Source organism: Ramlibacter sp. GS1-15 (genome assembly GCF_057785015.1).
The window spans coordinates 1617179-1637117 of record NZ_JBYNTU010000001.1; the positions used below are offsets into that span (position 1 = coordinate 1617179).

Consider the following 19939-nt stretch of genomic DNA (forward strand, 5'->3'; position numbering starts at 1 on the left):
CCCCGGAGCGACGCGGGCCCAACCCTGATTCATGAAGAAACACATCAAGCGCTTTCGCGTGCGTACCGTTTCGGCCATCGCGGCCATGGCTTTCGCCGCGAACGCCTGGGCCGTCGATCCGTTCACGGTGAAGGACATCCGGGTCGAGGGCCTGCAGCGTGTCGAGCCCGGCACGATCTTCGCATCGCTGCCGTTCCGCATCGGCGAGCAGTACAACGACGAGAAGGGCACCGCGGCGATCCGCGCCCTGTTCGGCCTGGGCCTGTTCAAGGACGTGCGCATCGAGGTGCAGAACGACGTGGTGGTCGTGGTCGTCGAGGAGCGCCCGACGGTCGCCGAGATCGATTTCGCCGGCATCAAGGAATTCGATAAAGAAGCCTTGCGCAAGGCACTGCGCGAGGTGGGCCTGACCGAAGGACGCCCCTTCGACCAGAGCCTGGCCGATCGCGCCGAGCAGGAACTGAAGCGCCAGTACATCGACCGCAGCCTCTATGGCGCGGAGGTCGTGACGACGCTGACGCCGGTGGAGCGCAACCGCGTGAACCTCACCTTCACCGTGACCGAAGGCGCACCGGCGCGGGTGCGCGAAATCCGGATCGTGGGCAACCACGCGTTCAGCGAAGGCACGCTCAGGGACCAGTTCGACCTGGACACGGGCAACTGGCTGTCGTGGTACACGAAGTCGGACCGCTATTCGCGCACCAAGCTCACCGCCGACATCGAGGCGCTCAAGAACTACTACCTGTCGCGCGGCTTCCTCGAGTTCAAGGTCGACTCCACCCAGGTCGCCATCTCGCCCGACAAGCAGGGCATCAGCATCACCATCAACATCACCGAAGGCCAGCGCTATGCGGTGTCGAGCGTCAAGCTGGAGGGCAACTACCTCGGCAAGGACGAGGAGTTCAAGTCGCTGGTCCAGATCAAGCCCGGCGAGCCGTACAACGCCAATGACGTGGCGGCGACGATCAAGGCCTTCACCGACTACTTCGGCAACTTCGGTTTTGCCTTCGCGAATGTCGACGCGCACCCAGTGATCGATCGCGAGAACAGCCGCGTGTCCTTCGTCCTCGTCGCCGATCCGCAGCGCCGCGCCTACGTGCGCCGCGTCAACGTGGTGGGCAACAACCGCACGCGCGACGAAGTGATCCGCCGGGAGTTCCGCCAGTTCGAGTCGTCCTGGTACGACGGCGACAAGATCAAGCGATCGCGCGACCGCGTGGACCGCCTGGGCTTCTTCAAGAGTGTGGACGTCGACACGACCGACGTCCCGGGCGCTGCCGACCAGGTCGACCTCAACATCAAGGTGGAGGAAAGGCCCACCGGCAGCCTGCAGCTGGGCGCCGGCTTCTCGCAAGCTGAGAAGCTCTCGCTATCGTTCTCGATCAAGCAGGAGAACGCGTTTGGCAGTGGTAACTACCTGGGCGTGGACGTCAACACCAGCAAGTACAACCGCACCATCGCGTTCACATCGGTAGACCCGTACTTCACGCAGGACGGCGTTTCCCGCACGATCGACCTCTACCACCGGGCATCCAAGCCCTACGCAGACCAGGGCGGCAACTACCGGATCGATACCAGCGGCGGCGGCCTGCGCTTCGGCGTGCCGTTCAGTGAAGTCGATACCGTGTACTTCGGCGCGAACGCCGAACGCGTGAGGATCGTCCCGGGAACCAACATCCCGGCGGCGTACCTGGCGTACACGGAACGGTTCGGCGACACCTCGACCTCCCTGCCGCTCACCGTGGGCTGGGGGCGCGATAGCCGCGACAGCGTGATTGCGCCCACCGCGGGTCGCTACCAGCGCGCGGCGGGCGAGCTCGGCCTGATCGGCGACGCGCACTACTTCCGGGGTGACTACCAGTTCCAGCAGTTCTTCCCGCTCACCAAGAAGTTCACCCTGGGCTTCAATGGCGAGGTGGGTTACGGCAAGGGACTGGGTAACCAGCCCTTCCCGGTGTTCAAGAACTTCTACGGCGGTGGTCTCGGCTCGGTGCGTGGCTTCGAGCAGGGCACTCTCGGTCCGAGGGACGTGACGGGTTCGGTCATCGGCGGCGCAAAGAAGCTGACCTTGAACCTCGAGCTCAGCGCGCCGCTTCCGGGGGCCGGCAACGATCGTTCCCTGCGCTTGTTCGGCTTCGCCGACGCCGGCAACGTCTGGGCCGAGCAGGAGAAGATGTCCTTCTCGAACTTACGCACCTCCGTCGGTGTGGGCATTTCCTGGCTGTCGCCCGTGGGCCCGCTGCGCATCGCCCTGGCCAAGCCGCTGCGCAAATTTGCCGGCGATAGAATCCAAACCCTGCAATTCCAGATCGGATCCTCGTTCTAATGAAGTCCCTCGCCCGCCACTGCCTGCCCCTCGTTGTCGCCGCCGCCGCGGTGTTCGCCCACGCGACGGTGCAGGCGGAGGACTTCCGCATCGGGTTCGTGAACACCGACCGCATCTTCCGCGAAGCCAACACGGCCAAGGCCGCGCAGGCCAAGCTGGAGCAGGAATTCTCCAAGCGCGAGAAGGAACTCAACGACATGGGGAACTCGCTGAAGAGTTCGTCCGAGAAGTTCGAGCGCGAGGCACCGACGCTGCCCGAGAGCCAGCGCGCCCAGCGCCAGAAGTCGCTGATCGACATGGACCGCGATTTCCAGCGCAAGCGCCGCGAATTCCAGGAAGACCTGAACGCGCGCAAGAACGAGGAACTGCAGCAGGTCCTCGATCGCGCCAACCGCGTGGTCAAGCAGGTCGCCGAGCAGGAGCACTTCGACGTGATCCTGCAGGAGGCGGTCTACATCAACCCCAAGCTGGACATCACCGACAAGGTGATCAAGGCCCTCAACGCGTCAACCACGAAGTAGGCGCAATGTGGCGCATGCCCTCGGCCTGATCGTCGACGCGCTCGGCGGCGAACTGCACGGCGACCGCGAGCGGCCCATCGCCAACCTCGCGCCGCTCGAAGCCGCGACGCCCAGCTCGCTCAGTTTCCTCTCCAACCCCAAGTACCAGCCGCAGCTGGCCGCCTCGAAAGCGGGCTGCGTGATCGTTTCGCCCGCGATGCGCGACGCGGCGCGTGCCCGCGGCGACTGCATCGTCACACCCGACCCCTACCTCTATTTCGCCCGCGTCACGCAGTGGTGGAAGAGGAACCAGAGTGGCGAGGAGCCGGCCGGCATCCACCCGACGGCGGTCGTCCATCCGGAAGCCGTGATCGATCCGACGGCCCGCATCGGCCCGCTGTGCGTGGTCGAGCGCGGCGTGCGCATAGGCGCGGACACGGTGCTCAAGTCGCGCGTCACCGTCGCCGAGGACTGCGCGATCGGCGCGCGTTGCATCCTGCAGCCGGGCGTGGTGATCGGCGCCGACGGCTTCGGCTTCGCGCAGCACCAGGGCGAGTGGGTCAAGATCGAGCAGCTCGGCGCCGTGCGCATCGGCGACGACGTGGAGATCGGCGCCAACAGCTGCGTGGACCGCGGCGCGCTGGCCGACACGGTGATCGAGGACGGCGTGAAGATCGACAACCTGGTGCAGATCGCGCACAACGTGCACGTCGGCAGGCACACCGTCATCGCGGGCTGCGTCGGCGTGTCGGGCAGCGCGAAGATAGGCGCGCACTGCATGATCGGCGGCGGCGTCGGCATCGCCGGGCACCTCACGATCGCCGACCATGTCACGGTCGCAGGCTTCACGCTCGTCTCCGGGTCCATCCACAAGCCGGGCCACTACGCCGGCGCGTTCCCCATCGACGACAATGCGGCCTGGCTGAAGAACGCCGCGGCCGTGAGGCAGCTGTCCCAGCTGCGCGATCGCGTGCGGGCCCTCGAGAAAAAAAGCGAAAAACCATGATGGACATCCACGCGATCCTGAAGAAACTGCCCCACCGATACCCATTCCTGCTGGTGGACCGCGTGCTCTCGCTGGAGGCGGGCAAGACGATCCGCACGCTGAAGAACGTCACGATGAATGAGCCGTTCTTCACCGGGCATTTCCCGAACCGGCCGGTGATGCCGGGCGTGCTGATGATCGAGGCCATGGCGCAGAGCGCCGCACTGCTCGCATTCGCCACCGTCGGCATCGAGAAGCTCGACGACGACCATGTGTTCTATTTCGCGGGCATCGACGGCGCGCGCTTCAAGCGGCCGGTGGAGCCGGGCGACCAGCTGGTGATGGACGTCTTCACCGACCGGGCGAAGGCCGGCATCTACAAGTTCCACGCCGAAGCGCGCGTCGGCGAGGAGCTCGCGTGCGAGGCGCACCTCATGTGCACCATGCGCAAGGTGGCATGAGGCGCCGGGCCGCTCCCAAGCCTCATAGCGCCGCAGCGCGCTGCGCGGAGGCCTCCGAATGACGAAAATCCATCCCACCGCGATCGTCGAGGAGGGCGCGCAGCTCGACTCGTCCGTCACCGTCGGGCCGTACACGGTGATCGGCGCGCACGTGAAGATCGGCGCGGGCACCGTGATCGGTCCGCATTGCGTGGTCGAAGGCCACACCACCATCGGCCGTGACAACCGCTTCTTCCAGTTCGGCTCCATCGGCGCGGCCAACCAGGACAAGAAGTACAAGGGGGAGCCTACCGAGCTGGTGATCGGGGACCGCAACACGATCCGCGAGTTCGTCACGCTGCACATCGGCACCGTGCAGGACAAGGCCGTGACGCGAATCGGCAACGACAACTGGATCATGGCCTACTCGCACATCGCGCACGACTGCGTGGTGGGCAGCAACGTGACGATGGCCAACAACGCCACGCTGGGCGGCCACGTCGAGATCGGCGACTGGGTCACGGTCGGCGGCCTCACCGGCATCCACCAGTTCGTGAAGATCGGCGCGCACGCGATGCTCGGATTCCAAAGTGCCATTTCGCAGGATGTGCCGCCGTTCCTGCTCGTCGACGGCAACCCGCTGAAGGTCGTCGGCGTGAACGTCATCGGCCTGAAGCGCCGGGGCTTCAGCAGCCAGCGTATCGACGGGATCCGCCAGATGCACAAGCTGCTCTACCGCGAAGGCCGGACCTTGGCCGATGCGCGCGCGGCCATCGACGCGCTGGCGCAGCAGGTGCCCGCAGCCGCCGACGACGTCGCGCTCATGAGCGGCTTCCTCGCGAAGGCCGAGCGCGGCATCGCGCGCTGAACGGGGGTCGCTGCGTGCGCTTCTCCCTGGTGGCCGGCGAAGCCTCCGGCGACCTGCTGGGCGGCCAGCTCCTCGGCGGCCTCAAGCAGCGCTGGCCCGATCTCGCGACCGACGGTATCGGCGGCCCGCAGATGGCGCAGCATGGGTTCCAGCCGTGGTGGCCCTACGAGAAGCTGGCCGTGCGCGGTTATGTCGAGGTGCTGCGGCATTACCGCGGTATCGTCCGCATCCGCGACGAGCTGCGCGAGAAGCTGCTCGCGAATCCGCCCGACTGCTTCATCGGCGTCGACGCCCCCGATTTCAACCTCGGGCTCGAGGAGTCGCTGAAGGCCCGCGGCATCAAGACCGTCCACTACGTCTGCCCGTCGATCTGGGCATGGCGCGCGGACCGCGTGCACAAGATCAAGCGCGCGGCCGACCACGTGCTGTGCCTGTTCCCGTTCGAGCCGGAGATCCTCGCGCGTGAAGGGATCGCTGCGACCTATGTCGGCCACCCGCTCGCCAATGTCATCCCGATGGAGCCGGACAAGGCGGCGGCGCGGGCGCGGCTGGGGATTCCCGAGGGCGCGCAGGTGCTCGCGGTGCTGCCCGGCAGCCGCGCCTCCGAAATCGAATACCACGCGGAGATTTTTCTCGCCGCTGCCGCCATCGTGCAACGCGCACGGCCCGGGCTGCATGTCGTCGTTCCCTCCATGCCCGTGCTGAAGGCGAAGGTCGAGGAGGCGGCGCGGCGTGCAGGGCTGCACAAGGACGTTCACGTCCTCAGCGGGCAGTCGCACACGGCGCTGGCTGCGTGCGACCTCACGCTGATCGCGAGCGGCACCGCCACGCTGGAGGCGGCGCTCTTCAAGCTGCCGATGGTGATCGCCTACCGCGTGAACTGGATCTCCTACTTCATGATGAAGCCGATGAAGCTGCAGCCGTGGATCGGGCTGCCCAACATCCTGAGCGGTGAATTCGTCGTACCCGAGTTGATCCAGCGCGAGGCGAATCCCGACTCGCTTGCTCGCGCGCTCTTGGATTGGCTGGAAGCTCCTGACAGAATGACGGCCGTCCGGGAGAAATTCGTCGCGTTGCACGAGCTCCTGCTCAGGGATTCCGCCCAACTTGCGACCGATGCGATCGAAAAGACTCTCCAAAGGTGAACAGGCCCGGCTCGCGGGCTGGGAGCCGGTCGGGCTGACTGCAGGCGTCGACGAAGCCGGCCGGGGGCCCCTCGCCGGCCCGGTCGTCGCTGCTGCCGTGATCCTCGACGATGCCAAGCGCATCCGGGGCCTGGCGGATTCCAAGGTGCTCACGCCGATGGCACGCGAGAAGCTCTACGACCAGATCCGCGACAAGGCGCTGTGCTGCTCGGTCGGCGAGGCATCGGTCGAGGAGATCGACGAGCTCAACATCTTCCACGCGACCATGCTCGCGATGAAACGCGCCGTCGAAGGCCTGCGCCTGAAGCCCGCGCGCGTGCTGGTGGACGGCAACCGCCTGCCGCGGCTGGAGGTGTATTGCGAGGCCATCGTGGACGGCGATGCCAAGATCAAGTCGATCTCGGCGGCATCGATCATCGCCAAGGTGCATCGCGATCGCATCCTCGTGCAACTGCACGACGAGTTCCCGCAGTACGGCTTCGCCGCGCACAAGGGCTACAGCACGCCCGAGCACCTGGAGGCGCTGCGGATGCACGGCGCCTGCAAGTACCACCGCCGGGGCTTCAGCCCGGTCGCCGCGACCTTCACCACGCCGGAAGGCGAGGTGATCGAGCTGCGCGAGACCGAGTCCGAGTGACCTCCGGTCCCCAGCTCGTCACCTCCGCGGCCAACCCGCTGCTCAAGGAGCTGCGCCGGCTCTCGCAGGACGGCAGCGCCTACCGCAAGCTGGGCCGCGTCTGGCTCGAAGGCGACCACCTGTGCGACGCCGCGCTCAAGCGGGGCCTCAGGCCGCAGGTGCTGGTCATTTCTGAATCGCTGTCCCACGAGCAGCGCTGGTTCGGCCACGCACCGCGCGAGGTGATCCTGTCCGATGCCTTGTTCGCGTCGCTGAGTTCGCTCGAATCGCCCGCACACGTTGGCTTCGTGATGGACGCTCCTGCCGCGCAGGAAGTCGCCGCGAGCGCTCCGACCGTCATCCTCGATCGCCTGCAGGATGCCGGCAATGTGGGCTCCGTCCTGCGCAGCGCCGCTGCCTTCGGCTTCACGCAGGTGATCGCCCTCAAGGGCACGGCCGCGCTGTGGAGCCCCAAGGTGCTGCGCGCCGGCATGGGCGCGCACTTCGCGCTGTCGCTGGTGGAGTCGGCGGACGAGGCGCAGGTGGAGGCGCTCGAGGTGCCGCTCGTCGCGACCAGCTCGCACGGGGGTGAGTTCCTGCACGAGGCGCGGCTGCCCTGGCCTTGCGCCTGGATGCTGGGGCATGAGGGGCAGGGGCTGGCCCCCCGGCTGGCGCAACGCGCTGCGTTTTCGGTGCGTATCGCGCAGCCGGGCGGCGAGGAGTCGCTGAACGTCGCCGCCGCCGCCGCGATCTGCCTGCACGCAAGCGCGATCACGGGCAAGGGATAAGGTCCTTCGGACTATAATCAGGGGCTTTCCCGCAAACCCCCCGTACGCCTAGCGCATTCGAGCTCCTCCCTGACAAAACAAGCACCAAGACCACAGGCGTCCTGAGTGCGGTTGGGCGTACCCGAACATCGGAGAACCCAGTGCTTTTGTCTCAACAGGGAGCCCACCCTGCCGCCATCTTGGCTCTTGCAGACGGCACGGTCTTTCAAGGCATCTCGATCGGAGCCACCGGCTCCACGACCGGCGAAGTCGTGTTCAACACGGCCATCACCGGTTACCAGGAAATCCTCACCGACCCCAGCTACTGCCAGCAGATCGTCACGCTGACGTATCCGCACATCGGCAACTACGGGGTCAACGAGGAGGACGTCGAAGCCGAGAAGGTCCATGCCGCGGGCCTGATCATCCGCGACCTGCCGCTGGTCGCGTCGAACTTCCGCACGCAACAGACGCTGTCGGACTACCTGCGCAAGCAGAACACCGTCGCCATCGCGAACATCGACACGCGCAAGCTCACGCGTCTGTTGCGCACCAAGGGCGCGCAGAACGGCTGCATCGTCGGCCTGGCGGCGGGCGAGCAGGTGACGCCGGCGGCCATCGACGAGGCGATCGCCGCGGCCAGGGCCGCGCCGGACATGAGCGGGCTGGACCTCGCGAAAGTCGTTTCCGTGAAGAAGCCGTATGACTGGACCCAGGCCGAATGGCACCTGGGTTCCGGCTACGGCGAGAAGCCCACGGGCAAGTGCCACGTCGTGGCCTTCGACTACGGCGTGAAGAAGAACATCCTGCGCATGCTGACCGAGCGCGGCTGCCACGTCACCGTCGTGCCGGCGCAAACGCCCGCCTCCGAGGTGAAGAAGCTCGATCCCGACGGCGTGTTCCTCTCGAACGGTCCGGGCGACCCCGAGCCTTGCGACTATGCGATCGAATCCACGCGCGAGCTGATCGAAGCCGGCTATCCCACCTTCGGCATCTGCCTGGGCCACCAGATCATGGCGCTCGCTTCGGGCGCGAAGACCTTCAAGATGAAGTTCGGCCATCACGGCGCGAACCACCCGGTGAAGGATCTCGACTCCGGCCGCGTCTCGATCACCAGCCAGAACCACGGCTTCGCAGTGGACGAGAAGACGCTGCCTGCCAACCTGCGCGCCACGCACGTGTCGCTCTTCGACGGCACGCTGCAGGGGCTCGCGCGCACCGACAAGCCCGCGTTCTGCTTCCAGGGCCATCCGGAAGCATCGCCCGGCCCGCACGACATCGGCTACCTGTTCGATCGTTTCGTCGACCTGATGGAGAAAAAGTAAGACATGGCGAAGCGCACCGACATCCAGAGCGTCCTCATCATCGGCGCCGGCCCGATCATCATCGGCCAGGCCTGCGAGTTCGACTACTCCGGCGTGCAGGCCTGCAAGGCGCTGCGCGAGGAGGGCTACAAGGTCATCCTGATCAACAGCAATCCCGCGACGATCATGACGGACCCGGCCACGGCCGACGTCACCTACATCGAGCCGATCACCTGGCAGACGGTCGAGAAGATCATCGCCAAGGAAAAGCCCGACGCGATCCTGCCGACCATGGGCGGCCAGACGGCGCTCAACTGCGCGCTCGACCTGTGGCATCACGGCGTGCTCGAGAAGTACAAGGTCGAATTGATCGGCGCATCGCCCGCCGCGATCGACAAGGCCGAAGATCGCCAGAAATTCAAGGAAGCGATGACGAAGATCGGGCTGGGTTCGGCCCGCTCCGGCATCGCGCACACGCTGGACGAAGCCTGGGCCGTGCAGAAGCAGGTCGGTTTCCCCGCAGTGATCCGCCCGAGCTTCACGCTGGGCGGCACGGGCGGCGGCATCGCCTATAACCCCGAGGAATTCGAGACGATCTGCAAGCGCGGACTCGAGGCATCGCCGACGAGCGAGCTGCTGATCGAGGAGTCGCTGCTCGGCTGGAAGGAGTTCGAGATGGAAGTTGTGCGCGACAAGGCGGACAACTGCATCATCATCTGCTCGATCGAGAACCTCGACCCGATGGGCGTGCACACGGGCGACTCGATCACCGTCGCGCCGGCGCAGACGCTCACGGACAAGGAATACCAGATCATGCGCGACGCGTCGATCGCGGTGCTGCGCGAGATCGGCGTGGACACCGGCGGATCGAACGTGCAGTTCGCGATCAACCCGCAGGACGGGCGCATGATCGTGATCGAGATGAACCCGCGCGTGTCGCGTTCCTCGGCGCTCGCGTCGAAGGCTACGGGCTTCCCGATTGCGAAGGTCGCCGCCAAGCTGGCCGTGGGCTACACGCTCGACGAGCTGCGCAACGAGATCACCGGCGGCGCGACGCCCGCATCGTTCGAGCCGACGATCGATTACGTCGTGACGAAGGTGCCGCGCTTCGCGTTCGAGAAGTTTCCGCAGGCCGATTCGCGCCTGACCACCCAGATGAAGTCCGTGGGTGAGGTGATGGCGATCGGCCGCACCTTCCAGGAATCGTTCCAGAAGGCGCTGCGCGGGCTGGAGGTCGGCGTCGACGGCATGAACGAGAAGACGCAGGACCGCGAGGTGCTCGAGAAGGAGCTGGGCGAGCCCGGTCCCGAGCGCATCTGGTACGTGGGCGACGCGTTCGCGCAAGGCATGTCGGTCGACGAGGTGTACGAGCTGACGAAGATCGACCGCTGGTTCCTCGTGCAGATCGAGGAGATCGTGAAAATCGAGCTCGAGCTGGACAAGCTCGCCGCAGAGAAGGGCGACAAGGCCTTGGCCTCCATCGGCGAGCCCACGCTGCGCTTACTCAAGCGCAAGGGTTTCTCGGACCGGCGCCTGGCCAAGCTGCTCAAGACCACCGACAAGGCCGTGCGCGAACTGCGCAAGAAGCTCGACGTGCGACCGGTCTACAAACGCGTGGACACCTGCGCGGCGGAGTTCGCCACCAACACCGCCTACATGTACTCGACCTACGAGGACGAGTGCGAGGCCGACCCGACCACGCGCAAGAAGATCATGGTGCTGGGCGGCGGGCCGAACCGCATCGGCCAGGGCATCGAGTTCGACTACTGCTGCGTGCACGCAGCGCTGGCCATGCGCGAGGACGGCTACGAGACCATCATGGTCAACTGCAACCCCGAGACCGTGTCGACCGACTACGACACGAGCGACCGCCTGTACTTCGAGCCGCTGACGCTCGAGGACGTGCTCGAGATCGTGGACAAGGAAAAGCCGCTGGGGGTGATCGTGCAGTACGGCGGCCAGACGCCGCTGAAGCTCGCACTCGGCCTCGAGGCCGAAGGCGTGCCGATCATCGGCACCTCGCCCGACATGATCGATGCCGCCGAGGACCGCGAGCGCTTCCAGAAGCTGCTGCACGAGCTGCAGCTGAAGCAGCCGCCGAACGCGACGGCGCGCACCGAGGAAGAAGCGCTGGAGAAGGCGGCGGCCCTGGGCTATCCGCTGGTCGTGCGTCCGAGCTACGTGCTGGGTGGCCGCGCGATGGAAATCGTGCACGAGCAGCGCGACCTCGAGCGCTACATGCGCGAGGCCGTCAAGGTCTCCAACGATTCGCCCGTGCTGCTCGACCGCTTCCTGAACGACGCGATCGAGTGCGACGTGGACTGCCTGTCGGATGGCCAGGTCACCTTCATCGGCGGCGTGATGGAGCACATCGAGCAGGCCGGCGTGCACTCGGGCGACTCGGCCTGTTCGCTGCCGCCCTATTCGCTGTCGAAGGAAACCGTCGACGAGCTGAAGAAGCAGACCGCCGCGATGGCCAAGGCGCTGAATGTGGTCGGGCTGATGAACGTGCAGTTCGCGATCCAGCAGGACGACGGTGGCCAGGACGTGATCTACGTGCTGGAAGTCAATCCGCGCGCCTCGCGCACCGTGCCGTTCGTGAGCAAGGCGACGGGCATCCAGCTGGCGAAAGTGGCGGCCCGCTGCATGGTCGGCCAGACGCTCGAGCAGCAAGGCATCGCGGCCGAAGTCACGCCGCCGTATTTCAGCGTCAAGGAAGCGGTGTTCCCGTTCGTCAAGTTCCCGGGCGTGGACACCATCCTCGGCCCGGAGATGAAATCGACCGGCGAAGTGATGGGGGTCGGCAAGTCCTTCGGGGAGGCGTTCGTGAAGAGCCAGCTCGGCGCGGGCACCAAGCTGCCGCGCCCGAGCGATGCCGTGAAGAAGGTCTTCCTCACGGTGAAGAACAGCGACAAGCCGCGGGCCGTGGAAGTCGCGCGCCAGCTCGCGGGCCAAGGCTTTGAGATCGTCGCCACCAAGGGCACGGCCGCTGCGATCAGCGCGGCAGGAATCGCCTGCCAGCCGGTGAACAAGGTCGCCGAAGGCCGGCCGCACGTCGTCGACATGATCAAGAACAACGAGATCTGCCTCGTGATCAACACCGTGGAAGAGCGCCGCAACGCGATCGCCGACTCGCGCGCGATCCGCACCTCCGCGCTGCTGGCCCGCGTGACGACCTTCACGACCATCGCCGGGGCGGAAGCCGCCGTCGAAGGCATGAAGTACATGGACAACCTGGACGTGTACTCGGTGCAGGAGCTGCACGCGCAGCTGGCTTGAAGGCATGCGGGACCGCATCGTCGAACTCGGCGTAACCGACTGGCGCGACTGCGGCAGCGATCCGGGATGGATCGCGGCCGTGGAGGACGGCAAGGTCCTGTACTTCCCGAAGCTCGCGTTCGAGCTGTCGGCCGCTGAACGTGGGCTGCTCAAGCCCGAGCTGCTGGCCGAGGGCGTGCGCAACATCAGCTGGGACGCCCAGCGCGGGCTCAAGGGCGCGGCGGGTGACGGGAAGGTGCAGGCCGAGGTGACGGAGCTGGTCTCGCGCTTCGCCGCCCAGGCGACCGAGCTCGTCCACCAGCTGTTCCCGGCTTACGCGCCGCACCTGCGGGCGGCCCCGGCAAGCTTGCGGCCGAGGTCCGTGTCGAACCGCAAACAGTCCGTGCGGGCGGACGACCGGCGCCTGCACGTCGATGCTTTCCCCTCACGGCCGAACTACGGCGAGCGCATCCTGCGGGTGTTCGCCAACGTGAATCCGAAAGGCGAGCCGCGCGTCTGGCGCGTGGGTGAGCCGTTCGAGGACGTGGCTCGGCGGTACCTGCCGCAGGCCAGGCCGTATTCGCGCTGGCAGGCGAAGGTGCTGAACGGACTGCACATCACCAAGTCGCTGCGCAGCGAGTACGACCACCTGATGCTGCAGATCCACGACCGCATGAAGGCGGACGAGGATTACCAGCGCAATTCGCCGCAGGTCACCATGCCGTTCCCGCCGGGTTCGGCCTGGGTCTGCTTTTCCGACCAGACCGTGCACGCCGCCATGACCGGGCAGTACATGATGGAGCAAACGTTCCACTTACCGGCGGCAAAGCAATACAATCCGGATGCAAGCCCGCTGGCCATCCTCGGCCGGCTGGTCGGGCACCCGCTGACCTAGCGGGCGCCGCAACCCCAAGACGTGCGCCGGACGAGCTCCGGCGTTTCTTTTGAGAATTCCCGAATACCCCATGGCCACCATCCCCATCACCAAGCGCGGCGCCGACCTGCTGAAAGCCGAGCTCCACCGCCTGAAGACGGTGGACCGCCCCGGCGTGATCAACGCGATCTCCGAAGCGCGCGCGCAGGGCGACCTGTCGGAGAACGCGGAGTACGACGCCGCCAAGGACCGCCAGGGCTTCATCGAAGGCCGCATCCGCGAGCTCGAAGGCAAGCTGGCGGCGGCGCAGATCATCGACCCGTCCAGCGTGGATGCCAACGGCAAGGTCGTCTTCGGCGCGACCGTCCAGCTCGAGGAGGAAGACTCCGGCGAACAGGTGAAATACCAGATCGTCGGCGAGGACGAAGCCGACCTGAAGCAGGGCCTGATCAACGTCTCCAGCCCGATCGCGCGTGCGCTGATCGGCAAGGAGGAGGGCGACACGGCCGAAGTGCAGGCGCCGGGCGGCATCAAGCGCTACGAGATCGTCGCCGTCCACTACCTTTGAGCTGGAAGGCCCGCGTCCCGGTCCTCGCCGCAGCGTTGTGGTGGGGCAGCCTCACGGCGATCGGCTTCGTGGCCGTGCCGCTGCTCTTCGCCCATCTCGCCACGCCGGCGACGGCGGGCCAGATGGCCGCGAAGCTGTTCACCGCGCAGGCCTGGATGTCCATCGCCTGCGGCCTGCTGGTGCTCATCGCCGCGCGGAGCACCGAGCCGGCGCGCATGGACTGGGGCGGTGGCGCGCTGGCCTTCGTGCTCGCGGGGATGCTGCTCGCGATCCTGCTGGAGTTCGCCGTGGCGCCGCGCATCACCGCGCGCCAGGACCTGGCGTTCTGGCATTCGGCCGGGACGGTGTTCTACGCCCTGCAGTGGGCGTGCGCGCTGGTGGTGCTCTGGAAGGTCAGCGCGCGGTCTTCTTGACCGACCGCTGCTTCGGCTTGGCCTTCTTCACTTTGCCGCCGGAGGTGAGGCGCTGGTTCCCCAGCACGCGCAGGGTCTTGACCTGGGGCCGCTGGCCGCCGCGCTTGTCGTACTCGAGCACCTTGTATTCGCGCGGGCCGGGCTTGCGCTCCTCGTCCAGCGCGCGTTCCTTCTTCGGCTTGGGCCGCCACAGGACCAGGAGCTTGCCGATGTGCTGGATCTGCGCGGCGCCGAGGTCGTCGGCCAGGGTGTCGAAGACCTGTTCGCGCTGCAGGCGGTCGTCGCCGAAGACGCGGACCTTGATGAGGCCGTGCGCGGAGAGCGCCGCGTCGACTTCCTTCTTGACGGCCGCGGTCAGGCCCTCGCTGCCCACGAGGACCACGGGGTCGAGGTGGTGCGCTTCGGCGCGATGGGCCTTGCGGTCCTGGATGGAGAGTTCGATGCGGGGCATGCCGGTATTATCGTTTGACGCACATTCATGAAGATCAAGACCAAGAGCAAGAAGGTCAACAAGGCATGGTTGAACGACCATGTGAACGACCCGTACGTGAAGCTCGCGCAGAAGGAGGGCTATCGCGCCCGCGCCGCCTACAAGCTGAAGGAAATCGACGAAAGCCTGAGCCTGATCAAGCCGGGGCAGGTGATCGTCGACCTGGGCTCCACCCCCGGCGCCTGGAGCCAGTACGTACGCCGCAAGTTCGCGCCAGAAGGCGCGGCGACGGGCGAATTGCGCGGCACCATCATCGGCCTCGACATCCTGCCGATGGAGCCGATCGAAGGCGTGAAATTCCTGCTCGGCGACTTCCGCGAGCCCGAGGTGCTGCAGCAGTTGCACGAGGCGCTCGCCGGCCGGCCGGTGGACGTGGTGATCTCGGACATGGCCCCCAATCTCTCGGGAATCGAGTCGGCCGATGCCGCCCGCATCGCGCACCTGGTCGAGCTGGCCGTGGAATTCGCCCAGTCGCACCTCAAGCCTGAAGGCGCGCTGGTCGCGAAATTGTTCCATGGCAGCGGCTACAGCCAGCTTGTCAAGCTGTTCAAGGAAACTTTCAGGGTCGTGAAGCCTCTCAAACCCAAGGCGTCCCGCGACAAGTCCTCGGAGACTTTCCTCGTGGGCATCGGGCTGAAGCAGCCTTTTTCAGCCTCTTACGGCGTCCAATCGCAGCCGTAGCGAAAATGCATCAGTCGCCCACTTGAAAGCCCTAGAATGGGTGTCAAGTAGGCCTGTAGCAGGCATTACCCCGTTCCCGGAGACACGAGTTGAACAATCAGTGGTTTTCGAAAATTGCCGTATGGCTGGTGATCGCGCTCGTGCTCTTCACCGTCTTCAAGCAATTCGACACGCGCGGCGCAGCCGGCGCATCCGTGGTCGGGTACTCCGACTTCCTCGAACAGGTCCGCAACAAGCAGATCAAGCAGGCCGTCATCCAGGAAGGCCAGGCCGGCAGCACCGAGATCGTGGCCGTCACCACCGACGACCGCAAGGTGCGCACCACCGCCACCTACCTCGACAAGGGCCTCGTCGGCGACTTGATCAACAACAACGTCAAGTTCGACGTCAAGCCGCGCGAGGAGGGGTCATTGCTCATGACGTTGCTCGTCAGCTGGGGGCCGATGCTCCTGTTGATCGGCGTCTGGATCTACTTCATGAGGCAGATGCAAGGGGGTGGCAAAGGCGGGGCCTTCTCCTTCGGCAAGAGCAAGGCCCGCATGCTCGACGAGAACAACAACACCATCACCTTCGCCGACGTCGCAGGCTGTGACGAAGCGAAAGAAGAGGTGAAGGAAGTCGTCGATTTCCTGAAGGACCCGCAGAAGTTCCAGAAGCTCGGTGGGCGCATCCCGCGTGGCCTGCTGCTGGTCGGCCCGCCCGGCACCGGCAAGACGCTGCTGGCCAAGGGCATCGCCGGCGAGGCGAAGGTGCCGTTCTTCTCGATCTCCGGTTCGGACTTCGTCGAGATGTTCGTCGGCGTGGGTGCAGCCCGCGTGCGCGACATGTTCGAGAACGCGAAGAAGAACGCGCCCTGCATCATCTTCATCGACGAAATCGACGCCGTGGGCCGCCAGCGTGGCGCCGGCCTGGGCGGCGGCAACGACGAGCGCGAGCAGACGCTGAACCAGATGCTCGTCGAAATGGACGGCTTCGAGACGAACCTCGGCGTGATCGTCGTGGCGGCCACCAACCGGCCTGACATCCTCGATGCGGCGCTGCTGCGCCCCGGCCGTTTCGACCGCCAGGTCTACGTGACGCTGCCCGACATCCGCGGCCGCGAGCAGATCCTGAACGTGCACATGCGCAAGGTGCCGATCGGGCAGGACGTGCAGGCGAGCGTCATCGCGCGCGGCACGCCTGGCATGTCGGGCGCCGATCTCGCGAACCTCTGCAACGAGGCTGCCCTGATGGCCGCCCGCCGCAACGCGCGCGTCGTCGAGATGCAGGACTTCGAGAAGGCCAAGGACAAGATCATCATGGGCCCGGAGCGCAAGTCCATGGTCATGCCCGAGGAAGAGCGGCGCAACACGGCCTACCATGAGTCCGGCCACGCGCTCATCGGCAAGCTCCTGCCCAAGTGCGACCCGGTCCACAAGGTGACGATCATCCCGCGCGGGCGCGCGCTGGGCGTGACGATGAGCCTGCCCGAAAAGGACCGCTACAGCTACGACCGCGAGTACATGCTCAACCAGATCGCCATGCTGTTCGGTGGCCGCATCGCCGAAGAAGTCTTCATGAATCAGATGACGACCGGCGCTTCGAACGACTTCGAGCGCGCGACGCACCTGGCCCGCGACATGGTGATGCGCTATGGCATGAGCGACGCGCTCGGCCCGATGGTGTACGCCGAGAACGAGGGCGAGGTCTTCCTCGGCCGTTCCGTCACCAAGACGACCAACATTTCCGAATCGACCATGCAGAAGGTCGATCTGGAAGTGCGCCGCATCATCGACGAGCAATACGCGCTCGCGCGCAAGCTCATCGAGGACAACAGCGCCAAGATGCACGCGATGGCCAAGGCGCTGCTCGAGTGGGAAACCATCGACGGCGAGCAGCTGGACGACATCATGGCCGGCCGCGAGCCGCGCCCGCCGAAGGACTTCACGCCGCGCACGCCCGGCTCGCCCGGGGGCGGCAGCGCGGTGGGGGCGGACAACCCCGCACCCAGCGCAGCGTAAGAAGGGGCCTTCGGGCCCCTTTTTGGTTTTGCCACCGAGGCACAATTCGCTCATGCATTGGCAGACAACGCGTTTCCGCATCGACCTCGCGCAGCCCAGAGTGATGGGCATCGTGAACGTCACGCCGGATTCGTTTTCGGACGGTGGCCGCTACGCGAGCACGCGGCAGGCGCTGGCCCACTGCGAGGAGCTGCTCGTGCAGGGCGCGCACATCCTCGACATCGGCGGCGAATCCAGCCGGCCCGGCACACCGCCGGTGACGCTGGAGGAGGAGCGGGCGCGCATCATGCCCGTGCTGCGCGACGCAGTGACGCTCGGCGTGCCGGTCTCGGTCGATACCTACAAACCGGAGATCATGCGCGAGGCGCTGGACGCCGGCGCCGACATCATCAACGACATCTGGGGCCTGCGGCGCGAAGGTGCGATGGACGCGATCGCCGCGCACCCGAGCTGCGGCGTGTGCATCATGCACATGCATGGCGAGCCGCGCACGATGCAACGCTCGCCGATGGAAGGCGACGCGGTGCCGCAGGTGCGCGAGTTCCTGGCGCGGCAAAGCGGGCTGCTGCGTTCGCGCGGGGTCGATGCGGAACGCATGGCGTGGGACCCGGGCATAGGTTTCGGCAAAACCGTGGAGCAGAATTTCGCATTGCTCGCGCGGCAAGTCCAGCTGCTCGACGGCGGGTATCCGCTGCTGGTCGGCTGGTCGCGCAAGTCATCGCTTGGCAATGTCACGGGCCTCGCTGTCAATGAACGCCTCGTACCGAGCGTCGCGGCAGCGCTGCTGGCGGTCGAGCGTGGGGCCCACGTCGTGCGCGTGCACGACGTCAAGGAAACGATCGCCGCGCTGAAGGTGCGGGATGCGATGGAGACACAGGAATGAGCAGGAGCTATTTCGGCACGGACGGCATCCGCGGAACCGTCGGCCAACCGCCGATCACACCGGATTTCGTGCTGCGCCTCGCGCATGCGGTCGGCCGCGTGCTCAAACGGCGCGAACACCGTCCCACGGTGCTGATCGGCAAGGACACGCGGATTTCCGGCTACATGCTGGAGAGCGCGCTCGAATCCGGCTTCAATTCGGCCGGCGTCGACGTCGTGCTGCTCGGCCCTCTGCCCACGCCCGGCGTCGCCTACCTCACGCGGGCGCAGCGCGCGAGCCTGGGCGTGGTGATCAGCGCGAGCCACAACGCCTACCCCGACAACGGGATCAAGTTCTTCAGCGCGCAGGGCACCAAGCTGCCCGACGAATGGGAATCCGCCGTCGAGGCCGCGCTCGAGGAGCCGCCCGCCTGGGTCGACTCCGCCAACCTCGGCAAGGCAAGGCGCCTGGACGATGCGGCGGGCCGCTACATCGAGTTCTGCAAGAGCACGTTCGCGAACGACCTCACGCTGCGCGGCCTCACCATCGTGGTCGACGGCGCGCACGGCGCCGCGTACCACATCGCGCCCAAGGTCTTCCACGAGCTCGGGGCCGAGGTGTCGATGATCGGCTGCGCGCCCGACGGCCTGAACATCAACGACAGGGTTGGCGCGACGCACCCCGAGTCGGTGGTCGCGGCGGTGAAGGAGCAGGGCGCGGACTTCGGCATCGCGCTCGATGGCGACGCCGACCGCCTGCAGCTGGTCGACTCCGCCGGGCGCCTGTACAACGGCGACGAGCTGCTCTACGTGATGGCGCTCGACCGCATCGAGCACGGCGAAAAGGTGCCGGGTGTCGTCGGCACGCTGATGACGAACATGGCGATCGAGCTGGCGCTCAAGGCCCGCGGTATCGAAGTCGTGCGCGCCAAGGTCGGCGACCGTTACGTGCTCGAGGAGCTGGAGCGGCGCGGCTGGCTGCTGGGCGGCGAGGGCTCGGGGCACCTGCTGGCGCTCGACAAGCACACCACCGGCGACGGCCTGATCAGTGCGCTGCAGGTGCTGAAGGCAATCGCACGCAGCGGCAAGTCGCTCGACCAGCTGCTCGAAGGCATCGCGCTGTTCCCGCAGACGCTGATCAACGTGAAGTTGCAAGCCGGCCAGGACTGGAAGAAGAACGAGGCCCTCGCCACCGAAACACGCAAGGCCGAGGCGGAGCTCGGAGACCACGGACGCGTGCTCATCCGTCCCAGCGGCACGGAGCCGCTGCTGCGCGTCATGGTGGAGGCGCGCGACGCCCGCGTCGCGCGCAAGACGGCGGAGCGCATCGCGGACGCCGTTCGGGCCGGCTGAGCAGGCGTCGCGCGGGCGCGACAGGCCCGCATGGCACGCGTGCGCAAAGCGCGCGGCAGGACTACATTGAAGCTCATGGGTATCGTGAGCCCGCTTCGCCTCATGATCGCTGCGGCCCTGATGGCTGTGCCGCCAGGGCTTGCCCATGCGCAGGGGTTCACGGCCGATTACGAACTGGCGCCTGCGCTGGCGCTGGGGGGCGATACGTCCGGTGCAGGCCTCTCGTTGCGGGCTGGCCCCCACTGGTTCGGGCAGGTCGACCTGGCGCCCGGCCCGGCAAGCGTGAATCTGGCGGGCGGCTACCGCTGGGCCAGCGGCCGGTCGCTGTCCCTGCAGCTCAGCCGGGGTCCCAACCAACGGCTGGGCCTGGCCGTCAACTACGACTGGCCGCGCTATTTCGTCCGCTTCTCGTACGAGCCGCCCGTGAACCTCGTGCCGCAGGAGCGCCTGCGCTTCTCGGCCGGGATCCGCTTCTAGCCGTCACACCCTT

19 protein-coding genes are annotated in these 19939 nt (G+C 66.5%); 18 read left to right on the forward strand and 1 reads right to left on the reverse strand.

The window, feature by feature from the left end:
• The first annotated feature begins 31 nt into the window (after nucleotides 1-31).
• From bamA to AC3EF3_RS08215, 13 genes are all read left to right on the forward strand, one after another.
• Entirely contained in the window at nucleotides 32-2326 is a 2295-nt protein-coding gene (gene bamA, locus AC3EF3_RS08155) for an outer membrane protein assembly factor BamA (RefSeq protein WP_488531651.1), read from the forward strand.
• The gene (locus AC3EF3_RS08160) at nucleotides 2326-2847 is read left to right on the forward strand and encodes an OmpH/Skp family outer membrane protein (RefSeq protein WP_488531652.1); all 522 of its coding nucleotides are present in this window, start codon (nucleotides 2326-2328) and stop codon (nucleotides 2845-2847) included. The genes bamA and AC3EF3_RS08160 overlap by 1 nt, the downstream gene beginning before the upstream one ends.
• 7 nt (nucleotides 2848-2854) lie before the next feature.
• On the forward strand, nucleotides 2855-3832 hold the full coding sequence (lpxD, locus tag AC3EF3_RS08165; protein ID WP_488531653.1) for a UDP-3-O-(3-hydroxymyristoyl)glucosamine N-acyltransferase: 978 nt from the start codon (nucleotides 2855-2857) through the stop codon (nucleotides 3830-3832).
• The gene (gene fabZ, locus AC3EF3_RS08170; protein ID WP_488531654.1) at nucleotides 3829-4272 is read left to right on the forward strand and encodes a 3-hydroxyacyl-ACP dehydratase FabZ; all 444 of its coding nucleotides are present in this window, start codon (nucleotides 3829-3831) and stop codon (nucleotides 4270-4272) included. The genes lpxD and fabZ overlap by 4 nt, the downstream gene beginning before the upstream one ends.
• A gap of 58 nt (nucleotides 4273-4330) precedes the next feature.
• Nucleotides 4331-5119, forward strand: coding sequence for an acyl-ACP--UDP-N-acetylglucosamine O-acyltransferase (gene lpxA / locus AC3EF3_RS08175; protein WP_488531655.1), 789 nt, complete (start codon nucleotides 4331-4333; stop codon nucleotides 5117-5119).
• A 14-nt stretch (nucleotides 5120-5133) separates the two neighbouring features.
• On the forward strand, nucleotides 5134-6264 hold the full coding sequence (lpxB, locus tag AC3EF3_RS08180) for a lipid-A-disaccharide synthase (protein WP_488531656.1): 1131 nt from the start codon (nucleotides 5134-5136) through the stop codon (nucleotides 6262-6264).
• Nucleotides 6236-6901 (forward strand): ribonuclease HII, encoded by a 666-nt coding sequence (gene rnhB / locus AC3EF3_RS08185; RefSeq protein WP_488531657.1) that lies wholly within the window; start codon nucleotides 6236-6238, stop codon nucleotides 6899-6901. The genes lpxB and rnhB overlap by 29 nt, the downstream gene beginning before the upstream one ends.
• A complete protein-coding gene (locus AC3EF3_RS08190; RefSeq protein ID WP_488531658.1) occupies nucleotides 6898-7668 on the forward strand; it encodes a TrmH family RNA methyltransferase in 771 nt (256 codons plus the stop codon). The genes rnhB and AC3EF3_RS08190 overlap by 4 nt, the downstream gene beginning before the upstream one ends.
• A gap of 140 nt (nucleotides 7669-7808) precedes the next feature.
• Nucleotides 7809-8972 carry a glutamine-hydrolyzing carbamoyl-phosphate synthase small subunit gene (gene carA / locus AC3EF3_RS08195; RefSeq protein WP_488531659.1) on the forward strand — a complete coding sequence of 388 codons (1164 nt, stop codon included), beginning with the start codon at nucleotides 7809-7811 and terminating at the stop codon, nucleotides 8970-8972.
• A gap of 3 nt (nucleotides 8973-8975) precedes the next feature.
• Nucleotides 8976-12230: a carbamoyl-phosphate synthase large subunit gene (carB, locus tag AC3EF3_RS08200; RefSeq protein ID WP_488531660.1), complete on the forward strand. Its 3255-nt coding sequence runs from the start codon at nucleotides 8976-8978 to the stop codon at nucleotides 12228-12230.
• A 4-nt stretch (nucleotides 12231-12234) separates the two neighbouring features.
• Entirely contained in the window at nucleotides 12235-13104 is an 870-nt protein-coding gene (gene kdoO / locus AC3EF3_RS08205) for a Kdo hydroxylase KdoO (protein WP_488531661.1), read from the forward strand.
• 70 nt (nucleotides 13105-13174) lie between these two features.
• Nucleotides 13175-13651, forward strand: coding sequence for a transcription elongation factor GreA (gene greA, locus AC3EF3_RS08210; protein ID WP_488531662.1), 477 nt, complete (start codon nucleotides 13175-13177; stop codon nucleotides 13649-13651).
• Nucleotides 13648-14064 (forward strand): DUF4149 domain-containing protein, encoded by a 417-nt coding sequence (locus AC3EF3_RS08215; protein WP_488531663.1) that lies wholly within the window; start codon nucleotides 13648-13650, stop codon nucleotides 14062-14064. The genes greA and AC3EF3_RS08215 overlap by 4 nt, the downstream gene beginning before the upstream one ends.
• On the opposite strand, the gene AC3EF3_RS08220 is transcribed toward AC3EF3_RS08215, so the two are convergent.
• On the reverse strand, nucleotides 14045-14515 hold the full coding sequence (locus AC3EF3_RS08220) for a YhbY family RNA-binding protein (RefSeq protein ID WP_488531664.1): 471 nt from the start codon (nucleotides 14513-14515) through the stop codon (nucleotides 14045-14047). The two genes, AC3EF3_RS08215 and AC3EF3_RS08220, sit on opposite strands and share 20 nt — an antisense overlap.
• A gap of 27 nt (nucleotides 14516-14542) precedes the next feature.
• Between AC3EF3_RS08220 and AC3EF3_RS08225 the strand changes: the two genes are divergently transcribed.
• The 5 genes from AC3EF3_RS08225 to AC3EF3_RS08245 all read left to right on the forward strand — a co-directional run bounded on the left by AC3EF3_RS08225 (nucleotide 14543) and on the right by AC3EF3_RS08245 (nucleotide 19926).
• Nucleotides 14543-15235, forward strand: coding sequence for an RlmE family RNA methyltransferase (locus tag AC3EF3_RS08225; protein WP_488531665.1), 693 nt, complete (start codon nucleotides 14543-14545; stop codon nucleotides 15233-15235).
• A gap of 89 nt (nucleotides 15236-15324) precedes the next feature.
• The gene (gene ftsH, locus AC3EF3_RS08230) at nucleotides 15325-17235 is read left to right on the forward strand and encodes an ATP-dependent zinc metalloprotease FtsH (protein WP_488531666.1); all 1911 of its coding nucleotides are present in this window, start codon (nucleotides 15325-15327) and stop codon (nucleotides 17233-17235) included.
• Nucleotides 17236-17287: 52 nt separating this feature from the next.
• Nucleotides 17288-18118, forward strand: a complete 831-nt coding sequence (gene folP / locus AC3EF3_RS08235) for a dihydropteroate synthase (RefSeq protein ID WP_488531667.1) — start codon at nucleotides 17288-17290, stop codon at nucleotides 18116-18118.
• Nucleotides 18115-19449, forward strand: a complete 1335-nt coding sequence (gene glmM / locus AC3EF3_RS08240; RefSeq protein WP_488531668.1) for a phosphoglucosamine mutase — start codon at nucleotides 18115-18117, stop codon at nucleotides 19447-19449. The genes folP and glmM overlap by 4 nt, the downstream gene beginning before the upstream one ends.
• Before the next feature lie 75 nt (nucleotides 19450-19524).
• Nucleotides 19525-19926, forward strand: a complete 402-nt coding sequence (locus tag AC3EF3_RS08245; RefSeq protein WP_488531669.1) for a hypothetical protein — start codon at nucleotides 19525-19527, stop codon at nucleotides 19924-19926.
• Nucleotides 19927-19939: the final 13 nt, after the last annotated feature.